A 14499-nucleotide genomic window follows, 5' to 3' on the forward strand; every position below is an offset into this window, starting at 1 on the left:
TTCTGGCGGGGGGGGGGGGGTTCCTTGCGCGGGGTGGGCGCCGGGACCCCGTGGTAGTGGGCGCGGTCGGCCGCGACAGCGAACAGGTCGATGCCGCGTTCGACGAGGTGGCGCGGCGCTGGAACGGCGAACTGAACGCGCTGGTCAATACGGTCGGCCCGAATGTGCAGGGCCGCTTCGACATCCTGACCGACGATCAGTGGCGAGAGGCCGTCGACGACGGCGTGCTGTCCATGGTGCGTTGCGTCCGTGCGGCGCTGCCGCTGCTGCGGCGGGCCGAATGGGGCCGCATCGTCAATTTCGCGGCGCATTCGACCCAGCGCCAGAGCGTTCCGCTGGCGGCCTATACCGCCGCGAAGGCCATGGTGACGAGTGCGTCGAAGAACCTCTCGCTGCTGCTGGCCGAGGACGAGATCCTGGTGAATGTGGTGTCGCCCGGGACCTTCGTGACCCCGTCACTGGTCGAGTGGGCCCGCTCGGTCGGCATCGACGGCGACGACCCGTATCGGCTGATGGCGGGGATCTCCGAGCATTACGGGCACCCGGCCCAGCTGCCCCGCGCGGGCCGTCCCGAGGAGATCGGTCCGGTCGTCGCCTTCCTCGCGTCCCGTCGCAACTCCTATATGACCGGCGCGAATATCAACGTCGACGGCGGTTCCGATTTCACCTGAGCCGCGGAAAATTCACCGAACCCGCGACCGCGTCAGGCGACCAGGCCGTCCGGCTCGAAGGGAGCGAAGAACGCGCTCATCCCGCGCGGTGTCAGCGCGTCGCCGAGCGCGACGAAGTCGTAGGACAGCTCCGGATTCCCTTCGACCCGGCCCACTTCCGCGAGCGCCTCGTGGCTGCCGTCGGCCAGCAGTGCCCGGTGCATTCGAATGAGGTCGGCGTCGAGTGATCCCGTCGAGCGCTCCGCGTGCGCGATCATCAGGTGCAGGCACAGCTGCTGTGCCGGGGTGTCCGGACGCGGGTCGGGTCCCTGCGCGAGTTTCGTTCGCAGCTCGTCGAACGTCTGCTCGATGTAGTACAGGAATACCGGGCGGGGGCAGTGCAGGATCCTGGTTCGCACCTGGCGGGCCAGTGCTTCGCTCGCGGCCAGCAGGGCCTCGACAGTGCGAGGTGTGAGACCGGGTATCTCTGTGTCGCTCATCATCCCTCCACCGCTCTCGTTGCATTAACTGTAATAGACTCAGTACCTTGTCACAAGGATTTGTCGGGTCAGAGGCGATAGTCGCGCAGCACACCCTTGCCGATGATCCGCTTCTGGATCTCGCTGGTGCCCTCGCCGATCAGCATGAACGGCGCCTCCCGCATGAGCCGCTCGATCTCGTACTCGGTCGAGTAGCCGTAGCCGCCGTGGATCCGGAAACTGGCCTGGGTGACCTCGTTGCAGAATTCGCTGGCGAGGTATTTGGCCATGCCCGCCGCGACGTCGTTGCGTTCGCCGGAGTCCTTGAGCCGGGCGGCGTTGACCATCATCAGGTGCGCCGCCTCGACCTTGGTGGCCATCTCCGCCAGGGCGAAGCCGATGGCCTGGTGCTCGACGATGGGCCTGCCGAAGGCCGACCGCTGCTGGGCGTAGCGGGCGCCGAGTTCGAAGGCGCGCAACGCGATTCCGCAGGCGCGGGCGGCCACATTGACGCGCCCGACCTCGATGCCGTCCATCATCTGCTTGAAACCGTGGCCCGGCGCGCCACCGAGCACCGCGTCCGCCGGGGCAACGTAGTCGTCCAGTAGCAGTTCGGTGGTGTCGATGCCCTTGTACCCCATCTTGTGGATCTTGCCGGGAATCGTGAGGCCGGGCGCGACGGTGCCGAGGCCCGTGGGCTTCTCGATCAGGAAGGCGGTGAGGTTGTCGTGCGGTCGCTCCAGGCCCTCGTCGGTGCGGACCAGGACCGCCACCAGGTTCGCCGTGGATCCGTTGGTGAGCCACATCTTCCGGCCGTCGAGGGTGTATGCGCCGGTGTCGTCGCGGACGGCCTTGGTGCGAATGGCCGCCACATCCGAGCCGAGTTCGGGTTCGGACATCGAGAACGCGCCGCGCAGTTCGCCGGTCGCCATGCGGGGGAGGAACTTCCGCCGCTGTTCCGCGGTGCCGTGGTGGATGAGCAGGTACGCCACGATGAAGTGGGTGTTGATCACTCCCGAGACGCTCATCCAGCCCCGGGCGAGCTCCTCCACGCAGAGCGCGTAGGTGAGCAGCGACTCGCCGAGACCCCCGTACTCCTCGGGGATGGTGAGCCCGAACAGCCCCATCTCCGCCATCTGGTCGACGATGGCCTGCGGATAGGTGTCGGTATGCTCGAGTTCCTGAGCATGGGGGATGACCCGCTTGTCCACGAAAGTGCGGACGGCGGCGAGGATTTCGGTCTGTGCCTCGGTCAGGCCGTGTGTCTGTGCGAGTTTCACGAGGGTGTCCGTTCGGGTGGGGCGATGGTGATGAGCGGGTCAATCCACCCGCTCGAAGACCGCGGCCAGGCCCTGTCCGCCGCCTATACACATGGTCTCCAGGCCGTAACGCAGGTCGCGCCGGTGCATTTCGCGTGCGAGAGTGGCGAGCATGCGACCGCCGGTCGCGCCGACCGGATGGCCCAGCGAGATGCCGGAGCCGTGCACATTGGTGCGTTCGAGGTCGCCGTCGCCGAACTTCCATTCGCGCAGGACGGCCAGGGCCTGGGCGGCGAATGCCTCGTTGAGTTCGATCAGGTCGATGTCGGCGAGGGTGAGCCCGGCGCGGTGCAATGCCGCATCTGTCGCGGGCACGGGTCCGATGCCCATGATGTCGGGCCGCACCCCCGCCACCGCCCACGACTTCAGGGTCACCAGCGGTGTGAGCCCCAGCCGCTCGGCCGTGTCGCGCGTGGTGACCAGGCACATCGATGCGGCGTCGTTCTGGCCGCTGGAGTTGCCCGCGGTCACCGTGGATTCCGGATCGATGTGCGCGCGAACGGGTTTGAGTCTGGACAAGGTTTCCAGGGAGGTGTCCGCGCGGGGATGCTCGTCGGTGTCGACGAGGGTTTCCCCGCTGCGCGAGGCCACGGTGACCGGGATGATCTGCTCGGCGCTCGCACCGCTGCGGGCGGCCTCGATCGCGCGCCGGTGCGATCGGACGGCGAGCAGGTCCTGTTCCTCGCGTGCGATGTCGTAGACCCGGCGCAGGTTCTCCGCGGTCTCCAGCATGCCGCCGGGGACGCGATGATGCCGCCCGCCCGCCGTTTCGCGGCCGCGTGCGAGGCCGTCGTGCACACGCACGCCGTCGCGGGCGCCGCCCCACCGCATATCCAGCGAGTAGAACGCGGCATTGCTCATGCTCTCCGCGCCGCCCGCGATCACCACGTCGTTCGCGCCGCTGCGGACCTGCAGCACGGCCTGGATCACGGCCTGCAGGCCGGAACCGCATCGCCTGTCGATCTGCATCCCGCCGACCGTGACCGGTAGTCCCGCATCCAGGGCGATGACGCGACCGAGGGCGGGTGCCTCGCTGTTCGGGTAGCAGTGGCCGAGTACGACATCCTCGATCAGTTCGGGACCGATTCCGGTGCGGTCCAGCAGACCTCGCAGTGCGGTGACTCCGAGGTCGACCGCGGTGAGCGACCGGAACACGCCACCATAGCGGCCGATGGGGGTGCGGACGGGTTCGCAGATCACGGCCTCGCGCATGGAATCACTCTCCGGGAGAAGGGAATTCGGCGGTAAGAACGGTATGGGTCACCGGCTGTCCGGAGTCGTCACCGATCACGGCCACCGCAATGTCGGTGTCGCTGTCGCGTTGTCGCCGAATGCGGGCCGGGCTCGGGCAGAACAGCGGGGCCAGGTTGCGGTGGCGCAGTCGGACGGGTGTGCGATCGGGCATGTCCAGCCGAAGCGTCTCGGCCAGCGCCAATGTCATCAGCGGACCGTGTACCACGAGGCCGGGGTAGCCCTCCACCGTGGTGGCATACGGCCAGTCGTAGTGAATGCGATGGGAATTCGCGGTGGCGGCGCTGAAGCGCATCAGCACCGTCGGGTCCGTGCGCAGTTCCCAGTCCCGGTCCGGCAACCGTCGCAGCGGCGCTCCGACCGGCTCGATCGCCGCCGGGTGCACGGTGCGGGCCGCCGGTGGCCCGGCCTCGCGATAGATCAGATTCTGCCGTTCCACCATCGCCGGAACCTGCTGTCCAGCAAACAATTCGATCTCGACCACGACGACCACGAGCTGCCCGCTGCGTCCCGTCTTCGGGGTCACCGAGACCACCCGGGCCTCCCGCCGCACCGTCGAACCGACGGCGATCTCGCCGGACCATCGCACCTCGCCGCCCGCGAACATGCGCCGCGGCAGCTCCACCGGGGGCAGGAAGCTCCCCCGCTCGGGGTGTCCGTCGGAGCCGAGGGACGAGGACACCGGCCAGCGCGGCAGCGCGGCCCAATGCCACAGCGGCGGAAGGGGATCACCGTGACCGACGGCCGGTGCGCCGGAGTCGAATACCGCGTGCAAGGCGGCGACCGGTGCGGGATCGACATACTCCTCGGTGACGACGGTGTGCGGTGTCCACGCGCTCACATGAACCGCCCGCCGGTCACTTCCAGCGTGGTGCCGGTCAGGTACGACGACAGGTCCGAGGCGAGGAACAACGCCACGTTCGCGACCTCCTCCGGCTCGCCCGCCCGCGACATCGGAATCTCCGACATCTTCTGCTCCCAGACATTTTCGGGCATGGCCGTGGTCATCGGCGAGCGAATCAGTCCGGGCTGGATCGCGTTGACCCGCACCCCGTATCGTGCCGCCTCCTTGGCCGCGGCCTTGGTCAATCCGACGATTCCGGCCTTCGCCGCCGAATAGTTCGTCTGCCCGGCCATGCCGACCTTGCCGGACAGGGAGGAGATGTTGACGATGCTGCCGCTCTCGCGTTCGCGCATGACGGCGGCCGCCTGGCGGGTGCCGTGCCAGGTGCCCTTGAGATGCACCGCTATGACCTGGTCGAAGTCGTCCTCGGTCATCCGTCGCATGGTGGCATCGCGGGTGATGCCCGCGTTGTTCACCATGATGTCCAAGGCTCCGAACTCCGAGAGTGCGGTGTCGACCAGGGCTGCGACATCGTCGGCCCGGGTGACGTCGCAGCGCACCGCGCGTACCACGTCCGGACCCAATTTGTCCTGGGCGAGACCGGGATTCAGGTCGCCGACGACGACCCTCGCACCCTCGCGCACGAACGCCTCGGCGATGGCGAATCCGATGCCTCGAGCGCCACCGGTGACGGCGGCGACACGACCTGCGAGCAGCGACATGGTGATACCTCTCAGAACTGGGTGGATCCCAGATCGACCGCGATCTGCGCGGCCGTGACATACCGTGCGTCGTCGCCCGCCAGCCAGCACACCGTGGCGGCGACATCTTCCGGCTCGGCTATCCACGCCGGGAGGAACGGTGTGATCATGTGGGCCAGAGGAGGATTGGTTTCGAATGCGCGGCCCAATGCGGCAACCATCTCGCCGCCGCCCATCGGAGTATCGACCGCTCCCGGGTGCACGCTGTTGACCCGTATGGAGTGTTTTCCGAGTTCGGCGGCCAGGGCGCGGGCCATGCCCGTGATGGCGTGCTTGCTGGCGGTGTAATGCACCATGAACGGCTGCATTTTCACACCGGCCGCCGAGCTGATCAGGATGATCGACCCACCGCGACCGCCGTCGATGATCCGCTGCGCACCGGCGGCGACGGTATTCCAGGTACCGGTGACATTGATGTCCATGACGTCGCGGAACGAGTCTGTTGTGATCGCGTCCCACGGCTCGGGCACACAGATTCCGGCATTGGCCACGATGGTGTCCAGGCGCCCCAGCGCGGCCACCCCGTCGTCGACCACCTTGCGAAGCCCGTCCAGATCCCGGGTGTCGACGGTGGAGGCGAGGATGCGGCGGCCGGTCCGCTCCACCAGGCGCACCGTCTCGGCGAGGTCGTCCGGGGTGGCCGAATCGTAGGGCACCGACGGTGGTAGCGGGCCCGCCACATCGACGGCGATGATGTCGGCGCCCTCGGTCGCCATTCGCACCGCATGCGCACGCCCTTGACCGCGCGCGGCGCCGGTGATGAACGCGACCTTGCCCGTGAGTCGGCCTGCCATCACGTGCCCTCCTCTTTGCCGTCGAGCAGCGACTGCCCGGTTCGTGTCCTCGGGCCGCGCCGCGGTCCCGCCGCTGCAGGCTTACGAAGCGCTGGACGTAGCTGTCGTAGGAAATATCGTAAGTGCAACAGTATCGCTTTTGGGATCACTGTATGGGCGCTGTGATCGCCACGCAAGGCGGTCGTTTCGCGGGCCGGTGCTTCTCCGGTATTTCCCAGTTCGAACCGGCGGCATGGTGTTACAGTTTGCGTTACTGGATGGGCCACTGTTCGAGGCTGTACCGTGTCCTCGACGCGGCGCCCGGGAAGATCGTGAGTGAGGAGTGCGCGGATGTCGCAGGTCGTCGGGTTCGTGGGGGCCGGGCAGATGGGTGAGCCGATGGTGCTCCGATTGGTGCGGGCGGGACACCGGGTGGTCGTCTTCGCGCGCCGGTCCTCGGTGCGGGAGCGAGTGCGGGCGGTCGGAGCCGAGGTAGTGGATTCGGTGGCCGAGGTCGCGGCCGCCGGAGACATCGTGGTCGTCTGCGTGTTCTCCGACGAGCAACTGGTCGAGGTGCTGGGCGGCCCCGCAGGCGTGCTGGCGGTGGCGGGCAAGGAGTGCGTCGTCGTGTCGCACACCACCGGCACGGTGTCCACGGTGCGTGGGCTGGCCGCGGGGTATCCGCAGGGTCCGGTGCTGCTCGACGGTCCGGTGAGCGGCTCCGCGGAAGATATCGCGGCGGGCAAGCTTACCGTGCTGCTCGGCGGCCCCGGGGCGGCGGTGGAGGCGGCGCGTCCGGTGCTGGAGTCCTACGCCGAAACGATCGCCGCGACAGGCGAATTGGGCACCGCGCTGAGCGTGAAGCTGGTGAACAACGCGCTGTTCGCGGCGAATGCGCAGTTGGTCGCGGCCGCGGCGGAGGTGGGTCGGCGCATGGGGATCGCCGACAACGACCTGCTGCGCGCACTGCTGGCATGCAGCGGTCGTAGCTACGCCGCCGAGTCCATTTTCCGCACCGGGGGGCTGCGGGGTTTCGAGCACATGGCCGCACCGTTTCTCCGCAAGGATGTGGCGGCGTGCCTGGCGGCTACGGCAGACAACGATATCGATCTCGGCCAGCTTTCCGCGGTGATTCACGATGGCCCGCTCGATCTCAGCTGAATTCCGAGGGAAAAGGCGTCACCCATGAGCACGGGAACCACCGAACCGGCGCTCGGCGATGCACGGGCCGAGCAGACGGGGCCTCCGGACCCCGCGGAGATTCTGACACTGCAGCGGCAGGCACACCTGCGGGCAGGTCCACCGTCGATCGCCATGCGGCGCAACAGGATCGACCGATTGCTCGCCATGGTCCTCGACAACCTCGACGAGTATGTCGACGCCCTGGCGCAGGATTTCGGAACCCGGTCGCGCACCGGGATCCTGTTCGCGGAGATCATGGGCATGCTCACGACCATCGAGCACACCCGATCGCACGTCGGCGCGTGGATGCGCCCGCGCAATCCCAAGCCGTCGGCCCGCCTGTACGGGATCCGCACCCAGGTGCGGCCCACACCTGTGGGCGTGGTCGGAATCATCGGTCCCTGGAACTTTCCCTTGCAGCTGGTCGTCGTGCCCGCCGCGGCCGCGTTCGCCGCGGGTAACCGGGTCATGATCAAGATGTCCGAGATCACCGCCCGCACCGCGGAACTGACCCGATCGCTGGCGCCCACCTATTTCGATCCGTCCGAACTCGCGGTGGTGACCGGCGGTCCCGAGGTGGCGGCGGCCTTCGCCCGACTGCCTTTCGATCACTTGTTCTTCACCGGATCGACCCGGGTCGGCCGCCTGGTGCAGCGTGCCGCCGCGGCGAATCTCGTCCCCGTGACCCTGGAACTGGGCGGGAAGAACCCGGTCGTCGTGGCGCCGGATGCCGATATCGCCAAGGCGGCCACCAGGATTGCCCGCGCCCGCATGGTCAACGGCGGGCAGGTGTGCGTGAGTCCCGACTACGTCTTCGTTCCCCAGGGCCGTCTGGACGCATTCGCCGACGGGGTCGGGGCGGCGTTCCGGGAGATGTTCCCGGCCATCGCCACCAACGACGACTACACGGCCTGCGTCGACCCGGCCAACTACGACCGGGTGCTCGCCCTCGTCGACGATGCCCGCGCCCGGGGCGCGCGCGTGGATCAGATCGCGCCGCCCGGTGAACCGCCGTCCGACCCCGGCTCGCGGAAGATCGCGCCCACCATCGTCCGCGACGTCACCGACGATATGCCGATCGCCACCGAGGAGATCTTCGGACCGGTTCTCGTCCTGCGGCCGTACGCGTCGCTCGCCGACGTGATCGATCACCTGAACGGAGTACCGTCGCCGCTGGTCGCCTACTGGTACGGGCCCGGCGGACGCGACTTCCGCTTCTTCGTCCGGAATACACGCAGCGGCGGCGTATCGCGTAACGACTTCGCGCTCAACATGTTTCCGGAGAACGCGCCCTTCGGCGGCGTCGGCGACAGCGGCATGGGCGCATATCGCGGCAAGGCGGGTTTCGACACCTTCACCCACTACCGCACCATCGGCGGCACCGATCTCCCGTTCGTCATCACCGCCTCGGCCGCTCCGCCGTTCACCCGGCTTCTCCGCCGCCTCATCGACATCGCACTGCGATATGCCCACCGCCGTACCCGCCGCCGCGTCCGGGGACGGCTCGGCCCCGGCGGCTCGGTGAGGTGAAGACAGTCCGCGGCTGCGCCACGCAGCAGACGACCCAGGAGGCACCGTTGTCTCGTTCCGCGACCGGATCCGAACCGAAGACGTCGCAGCTCACCCTCGTCGCGGCGGCCGATGCCGCGGCGGCCGCGCTCCCGGACCGGGAACTGGTCGTGCAGGGCGATCGGCGCTTCACCTACGCGCAGATCGCCGATCGATCGCGGCGGCTGGCCTCGTACCTGCGTTCTCGCGGACTGGGCTGTCGCACCGAGCGATCGGCGCTCGCGGGCCACGAGGTGGGGCAGGATCTGCTGGGCATCTATGCCTACAACGGGCCCGAGTTCGTCGAGGGGCTGATCGGCTCGTTCCGGGCGCGCGTGGCGCCGTTCAACGTCAACTATCGGTATGTCCGCAGCGAATTGCAGTACCTGCTGGTGGATTCCGGTGCGACGGCACTGATCTACCACGCCGCCTTCGCGCCCACGCTCGCCGAGGTTCTTGCCGAACTTCCCGACCTGCGTGTGCTCATACAGATCGCCGACGACTCCGGCAACGAATTGCTGGACGGCGCGGTCGATTACGAGAGCGTCGTGGCGTCGACCGAGCCGGATCCGTTGCTGCCGCAGCCGTCTCCCGACGATCTCTACGTCCTCTACACCGGCGGCACCACCGGCATGCCGAAAGGGGTGCTGTGGCGTCAGCACGACATCTTCATGGCCGCGTGCGGGGGCCGGGACAACAACACCGGTGCGGTGGTCGAATCCGTGGCCGAGATCGCCGCTCGGGCGGGGGCGAATCCCGGTGTCAACCTCATGATCCTGCCGCCGCTGATCCACGGCGCGGCGCAGTGGGCGGTCTTCACCGCGATGACGACGGGGCAGACGATCGTCTTCTCCTCGGTGGTCGACCGTATCGATGCCGGGGAGATCGTCCGCACCATCGAACGGGAGCGGGTCTCCATCGTGATCGTGGTCGGCGACGCGGTGGCCCGTCCGCTGCTGGCCGCGATCGAGACGCGGACGGCGGATGTGTCGTCGCTGGTGGCGCTGGCGAGCGGGGGCGCGGTGCTCAGCCCGGCGGTGAAGCAGCGCTTCATCGACGCGATCCCCGGATTGATCGTCCTGGATGCGGTGGGTGCCTCGGAGACCGGCGCGCAGCTCCACCACGTCTCCGGCGCCGGATTCGTGTCCACCGGCACCTTCGCCGCGGGGACCGATACCTGTGTCGTGGCCGAGGATTTCGGCTCCGTGCTGGCCCCGGGGCATGACGGGATCGGGTGGCTCGCGCAGCGCCGGTTCACCCCGCTCGGATACAAGGGCGACGCCGCCAAGACCGCCGCCACCTTCCCGCTCATCGGCGGTGTTCGCTTCGTGCTGCCGGGCGACCGGGCGCGGCACCTGGACAACGGGTCGATCGAACTGCTCGGACGCGATGCCGTCACGATCAACTCCGGTGGTGAGAAGATCTTCGTGGAGGAGGTCGAGATGGCGATCTCCTCCCACCCCGCCGTCGCCGACGTCGTGGTGGTGGGCCGCCCGAGTGAGCGATGGGGGCAGGAGGTCGTCGCGGTCGTCGCGTCCAATACCAAGGTCAGTGCCGAGGATCTGATCGCCCACGCGGCGAAATCCATTGCACGGTACAAACTTCCGAAGGCCGTCGTATTCCGGCCGGAGATCGTGCGCAGCCCGGTGGGCAAGGCCGACTATCGCTGGGCCCGCGAACAAGCGGTCGCCGCGGGCTGATTCGCGACAGCCGCCGAATCCGGCCCTTCACCTGCGGCGTTGGGCGCTCCTGACCAGGCCGCCGCCGATGATCAGGCGCTGGATCTCGCTGGTGCCCTCGTAGAGCCGCAGCAGCCGGACGTCGCGGTAGATGCGCTCGACCGCGACATCGCGCAGGTAGCCGGTGCCGCCGTGCACCTGGACCGCCGAATCTGCCACGCGGCCAGCCATTTCGGTGCAGTACAGCTTCGCCACCGACGGGGCCGTGCGCCGGTCCTCGCCACTGACCCAGGCGCGGGCGGCGTCGCGGACCAGGGCCCGGCCCGCCATCACGCCGGTCTGCATATCGGCCAGTAGCGCCTGCACCAGCTGGAACTGCCCGATCGGTGTGCCGCCCTGGGTGGCCGTCGCGGCGTAGGCCACCGACTCGTCCAGGGCGCGCTGGGCGGCGCCGACCGCCAGCGCGGCGATGTGGACCCGGCCGCGGGCCAGCGACGTCATCGCGGCGCGGTAGCCGATGTCCTCGCTGCCACCGACGAGTGCCTCGGGACCGACCCGCACGTCGTCGAATCGCACCTCGGCCGTCCAGGCGCCCTCCTGTCCCATCTTGCGATCCTTGGGCCCGACCTCGACTCCGGGTGTCTCGGCGGGCACGAGGAAGACCGAGATTCCGGGCCCGGCGTCGTCGGCGGGCCGGGTGCGGGCGAAGGTGACGAAGAGATCGGCCATCGGTGCGTTGGTGATGAATCGCTTCCCGCCGTTGATGATCCAGTGCTCGCCGGACCGGGTGGCCGTGGTCCGCAGTGACGCCGGGTTGGATCCCGCCCCGGATTCGGTGAGCGCGAACGACGCGACCACCGCCCCGGAGGCGATGCCCTCCAGCCACCGGGACTTCTGCCCGGTCGTGCCGTATCCCACCAGCACCTGCCCCGCGATGCCGTTGTTGGTGCCGAACAGGGAACGCAATGCGAGTGTGGTGTAGCCGAGTTCCATGGCCAGCTCGACGTCCTGGGCGAGATCCAGGCCGAGTCCGCCCCACTGCTGGGGTATGGCGTAACCGAACAGCCCCATGGCCTTGGCCTGGGCGACGATCTCGTCCGGCATGCGGTCGTCGTCGGCGATCTGCTGCTCCCGCGGCATCACCACGGATCGGACGAATTCGCGTGTCTGGGCGAGGATTTCGCGAAAATCCTCGGGGGTGACGGTATCGGCCTCGGTCGACGTGCTCGTCATGGCAGGCTCCTCAGGATCGGCCGCCCGGTGCGGCATTGCGCGGCACGTCCGTGCCGTTGGTAGCGAACTCGACGGTGGCGAAGCTGACCATGGCCAGTGCCGCCAGCTCCCTGCCGGGCATACCGATCACTTCGACCTGGACGACTATGGATCGCTTGCCCGCGTGCACGATCTTGGACAGCGCCCGTGCCGTGCCGCCGGTGATGGCGCGGAAGTAGCGCACGCTCAGATCCGAGGTGACCACGCCCCCGTTCGGCGGCCGCAGGTCGAGGGCGAGCGTGCCCGCCGCGATGTCGGCGAGCGTCGCGATCAGCCCGCCCTGCAGGCCGCCGGACGTGTTGACCACGTGCGGGGCGACCGGCAGCTCCCAGATGCGGGTGCCGTCGGAATCGCGTGCCGAGCGAAATCCGATGTGGTCCAGCAGTTCACCGATCGCTTCGACCGATTCCGTCTGTGTGGGTGCCATTTGTGTGCTTTCCGTTCACCGTGCGGGTTCGCTGAAGTGGAGGCGTACCGCGCTGAGATCAGCCTTGCCCGACGGAGTTCTCGGGATGGCTGGGACGATCGCGATATCGGTGGGAATCTCGTAGGGTGCCAGGCGGTCTCGGAGAAATTCGATCAGGTCGTCGGGCGCGGCCGACGCGGAGTCCCGCAGTTCCACCATCGCCACCGGCGTCTCGCCGAGGCGGTGGTGGGGCCGCGACACCACCGCCGCGCCCAGCACGGCGGGGTGGCTCTCCAAGGCGGTGCGGACATCGTCCGGCATGATCTTGAAGCCACCGCGGATGATCGCCTGGTCGGCGCGGCCCAGGATCCACAGGAATCCGTCCGCGTCGATGCGGGCCATATCGGTGGTCCGCATCCACTCCGCGGACGGTCCGAGCTGGCCGGGTACGACTTCCAGCAGGCCGGGCCGATCGACGCCCAGGTCCGCGCCGTCCTCGTCGACCACCCGCAACCGCGCCCCGCCGGTGGCGCGACCGACGCTGCCCCGCTTGGCATTCCAGTACTTCCGATGGTCGGGCAGCGTCCAGCCCGCGACGCCGCCGCCGAATTCCGTGGCGGCATACGAGGTGAGGACCGGGATTCCGAACTTCTCGTAGAACGCGTCGGCATCCGCGGCCGACAGCGGTGCGGTGCCCGAGGTGACGACCCGGATGCTCGACAGGTCTTCCCTGCGCAGTTCCGAGTGCAGCACCATGCGGACCGCCGCCGGGACGAGTGACACGGCCTTCGGCCGATGGGTGCGCACCGCGCGAGCCCACCGCTCGAGTTCGAATCGCGCCAGCAGCACGAAGGGGCGGGCGTCGACCACGCACTGCAATACCCGGAACACGCCGCCGATGTGGACCAGCGGGGCGTTGACGATCGCGATGCCGTGCCGCGGCTGCGCCGGGGCCGCGACCTCGTCCGGGTCCGGGCCGATCACGCTGCGGGCGAGCATGTCGTAGCCGATGTCGACGCGCTTCGGCGGTCCGGTCGTGCCGCTGGTGAGCATTCGCACCGCCACGCCGGACTGCGCCGTTCCGGTGAGAACCCGGCGGCCGGTGGCCACGGTCAGGTGCGGCTCGTCCGCCAGTCCGGAGATCGACACGGTGGCCGAGCCGGGTGCCCGTTCGACCAGGTTTGCCAGATCGTCCGCTGCTCCGATGATCAGGGGCAGGCGCAATGCGGCGATATCGGTCCGGGTGCGATGGTCGCCGCGTGCCGGGTTGATGACGACGACGGTGCCCTCGCCCAGCAGGACCCCGAGAAGCGCGGCCACGTGCTCGGGGCGATTGCGCAGCAGGATGCCGATCTGGCGACGGCCCCTGGGGTGTGCGGTAGTGAACGCGCGGACGCGTCCCGCGAAATCGCTCAGCTGGCGCCAGGTGTACCAGTGGTCGTCGAACTCGATCGCGTGCGTATCCGGCTGCAGGGCAAGGGTATCGGCGATCCTGCGAACCAGCGAATGGCCGGGGGAACTCATCGGCATCGCCATTCCGGCGTCCTCTTCTCGGCGAAGGCCCGGGGTCCTTCCAGCGCGTCCTCGGTGCGGGTCACGCGTTCGCGGAACGATTCCGCGAGCATCTCCGCCTCGTGCAGTGGCACGTCCAGGCCCTTGACGATGGCCAGCCGGGTTCCGCGAACGGCAAGGGGCGCATTGGAATTGACGATGTCGGCGATCTCGTGGGCGCGGTCGAGCAGCCGGTCGTGCTCGACGATCTCGGTGACCATGCCCAGTTCATAGGCCCGCTGCGCGCTCATCCGCTCGTGCTTGCCCAGCAATGCCATCCGCAACGCGACCGACCGCGGCAGCACCCGGGCCAGGCGCACCACCTCGCGGCCCGCCACGAGGCCGATGCTCACGTGCGGGTCGAAGAAGGTCGCCCGGTCCGAGGCGATGACGATATCCCCGGTGGTGACCCAGTCCAGCCCTGCGCCGCAACACAATCCGTTGATCGCGGCCAGGATCGGCTTGGTCATGGTGCGAAACGGCGGTGTGCCCTCCTGGGGTGCCTCCCACTGCTCGTAGGTGGACAGGTACGGCCGCTCGTTGATCACCTTGCCGTCGCCGGGAATCGCCTTCACGTCCGCGCCGGTGCAGAAGGCGCGACCGGTGCCGGTGACGATGATGGTCCAGACCTTGTCGTCGGCCTCGGCCTCGTCGTAGACGGTGCGCAGTTCGGTGATCATGTGCGGGCTCAGCGCGTTGAGGGCATCCGGACGATTGAGCGTGATCGTGGCCGTATGCCCGTCGACGTCGTACTCGATGGAGTCCAACGGCATCGGTTTCCTCC

The 14499-nt window shown here is 68.6% G+C and carries 14 protein-coding genes; 4 read left to right on the forward strand and 10 right to left on the reverse strand.

The features are described 5' to 3' along the window. Positions 1-671 (forward strand): SDR family NAD(P)-dependent oxidoreductase (locus QH290_RS09925; protein ID WP_280382632.1); only part of this gene is annotated, 671 nt, incomplete at its 5' end. Positions 672-703: 32 nt separating this feature from the next. On the opposite strand, the gene QH290_RS09930 is transcribed toward QH290_RS09925, so the two are convergent. The 6 genes from QH290_RS09930 to QH290_RS09955 form a co-directional block, all read right to left on the reverse strand. After that, a complete protein-coding gene (locus QH290_RS09930; protein WP_280266175.1) occupies positions 704-1153 on the reverse strand; it encodes a hypothetical protein in 450 nt (149 codons plus the stop codon). Positions 1154-1218: 65 nt separating this feature from the next. Then, a complete protein-coding gene (locus tag QH290_RS09935) occupies positions 1219-2409 on the reverse strand; it encodes an acyl-CoA dehydrogenase family protein (RefSeq protein ID WP_280382633.1) in 1191 nt (396 codons plus the stop codon). 39 nt (positions 2410-2448) lie between these two features. Then, a complete protein-coding gene (locus QH290_RS09940; RefSeq protein ID WP_280266177.1) occupies positions 2449-3660 on the reverse strand; it encodes an acetyl-CoA C-acetyltransferase in 1212 nt (403 codons plus the stop codon). 4 nt (positions 3661-3664) lie between these two features. Beyond that, a complete protein-coding gene (locus QH290_RS09945) occupies positions 3665-4540 on the reverse strand; it encodes an HTD2 family dehydratase (protein ID WP_280266178.1) in 876 nt (291 codons plus the stop codon). Next, entirely contained in the window at positions 4537-5265 is a 729-nt protein-coding gene (gene fabG, locus QH290_RS09950) for a 3-oxoacyl-ACP reductase FabG (protein WP_280382634.1), read from the reverse strand. Before fabG ends, QH290_RS09945 begins: the two co-directional genes overlap by 4 nt. Before the next feature lie 11 nt (positions 5266-5276). Continuing rightward, positions 5277-6098 carry a mycofactocin-coupled SDR family oxidoreductase gene (locus tag QH290_RS09955; protein ID WP_280266180.1) on the reverse strand — a complete coding sequence of 274 codons (822 nt, stop codon included), beginning with the start codon at positions 6096-6098 and terminating at the stop codon, positions 5277-5279. A 330-nt stretch (positions 6099-6428) separates the two neighbouring features. On the opposite strand from QH290_RS09955, the gene QH290_RS09960 reads away from it, so the two are divergent. From QH290_RS09960 to QH290_RS09970, 3 genes are all read left to right on the forward strand, one after another. After that, a complete protein-coding gene (locus tag QH290_RS09960; protein WP_280382635.1) occupies positions 6429-7238 on the forward strand; it encodes an NAD(P)-dependent oxidoreductase in 810 nt (269 codons plus the stop codon). A gap of 99 nt (positions 7239-7337) precedes the next feature. Then, positions 7338-8789, forward strand: a complete 1452-nt coding sequence (locus tag QH290_RS09965; RefSeq protein WP_280382688.1) for an aldehyde dehydrogenase family protein — start codon at positions 7338-7340, stop codon at positions 8787-8789. 47 nt (positions 8790-8836) lie between these two features. Then, positions 8837-10507 (forward strand): acyl-CoA synthetase, encoded by a 1671-nt coding sequence (locus tag QH290_RS09970; RefSeq protein WP_280382636.1) that lies wholly within the window; start codon positions 8837-8839, stop codon positions 10505-10507. Between the two features lie 27 nt (positions 10508-10534). Here QH290_RS09970 and QH290_RS09975 read toward each other — a convergent pair whose 3' ends face one another. The 4 genes from QH290_RS09975 to QH290_RS09990 are packed head-to-tail and all read right to left on the reverse strand — an operon-like array spanning position 10535 to position 14488. Continuing rightward, entirely contained in the window at positions 10535-11719 is a 1185-nt protein-coding gene (locus tag QH290_RS09975; protein ID WP_280382637.1) for an acyl-CoA dehydrogenase family protein, read from the reverse strand. Positions 11720-11729: 10 nt separating this feature from the next. Continuing rightward, the gene (locus tag QH290_RS09980; protein WP_280382638.1) at positions 11730-12185 is read right to left on the reverse strand and encodes a PaaI family thioesterase; all 456 of its coding nucleotides are present in this window, start codon (positions 12183-12185) and stop codon (positions 11730-11732) included. Between the two features lie 15 nt (positions 12186-12200). Next, positions 12201-13700, reverse strand: coding sequence for a class I adenylate-forming enzyme family protein (locus tag QH290_RS09985; protein WP_280382639.1), 1500 nt, complete (start codon positions 13698-13700; stop codon positions 12201-12203). Beyond that, the gene (locus tag QH290_RS09990) at positions 13685-14488 is read right to left on the reverse strand and encodes an enoyl-CoA hydratase/isomerase family protein (protein ID WP_280266186.1); all 804 of its coding nucleotides are present in this window, start codon (positions 14486-14488) and stop codon (positions 13685-13687) included. The genes QH290_RS09985 and QH290_RS09990 overlap by 16 nt, the downstream gene beginning before the upstream one ends. Between the last annotated feature and the right edge of the window lie 11 nt (positions 14489-14499).

The organism is Nocardia wallacei (assembly GCF_029869545.1).
Classification (GTDB): domain Bacteria; phylum Actinomycetota; class Actinomycetes; order Mycobacteriales; family Mycobacteriaceae; genus Nocardia; species Nocardia wallacei_A.

Coding starts and splice junctions, on each gene's coding strand:
- QH290_RS09930 (WP_280266175.1), bottom strand. CDS start 1,153: ATGATGAGCGACACAGAGATACCCGGTCTCACACCTCGCACTGTCGAG.
- QH290_RS09940 (WP_280266177.1), bottom strand. CDS start 3,660: ATGCGCGAGGCCGTGATCTGCGAACCCGTCCGCACCCCCATCGGCCGC.
- fabG (WP_280382634.1), bottom strand. CDS start 5,265: ATGTCGCTGCTCGCAGGTCGTGTCGCCGCCGTCACCGGTGGCGCTCGA.
- QH290_RS09955 (WP_280266180.1), bottom strand. CDS start 6,098: ATGGCAGGCCGACTCACGGGCAAGGTCGCGTTCATCACCGGCGCCGCG.
- QH290_RS09960 (WP_280382635.1), top strand. CDS start 6,429: ATGTCGCAGGTCGTCGGGTTCGTGGGGGCCGGGCAGATGGGTGAGCCG.
- QH290_RS09975 (WP_280382637.1), bottom strand. CDS start 11,719: ATGACGAGCACGTCGACCGAGGCCGATACCGTCACCCCCGAGGATTTT.
- QH290_RS09980 (WP_280382638.1), bottom strand. CDS start 12,185: ATGGCACCCACACAGACGGAATCGGTCGAAGCGATCGGTGAACTGCTG.
- QH290_RS09985 (WP_280382639.1), bottom strand. CDS start 13,700: ATGGCGATGCCGATGAGTTCCCCCGGCCATTCGCTGGTTCGCAGGATC.
- QH290_RS09990 (WP_280266186.1), bottom strand. CDS start 14,488: ATGCCGTTGGACTCCATCGAGTACGACGTCGACGGGCATACGGCCACG.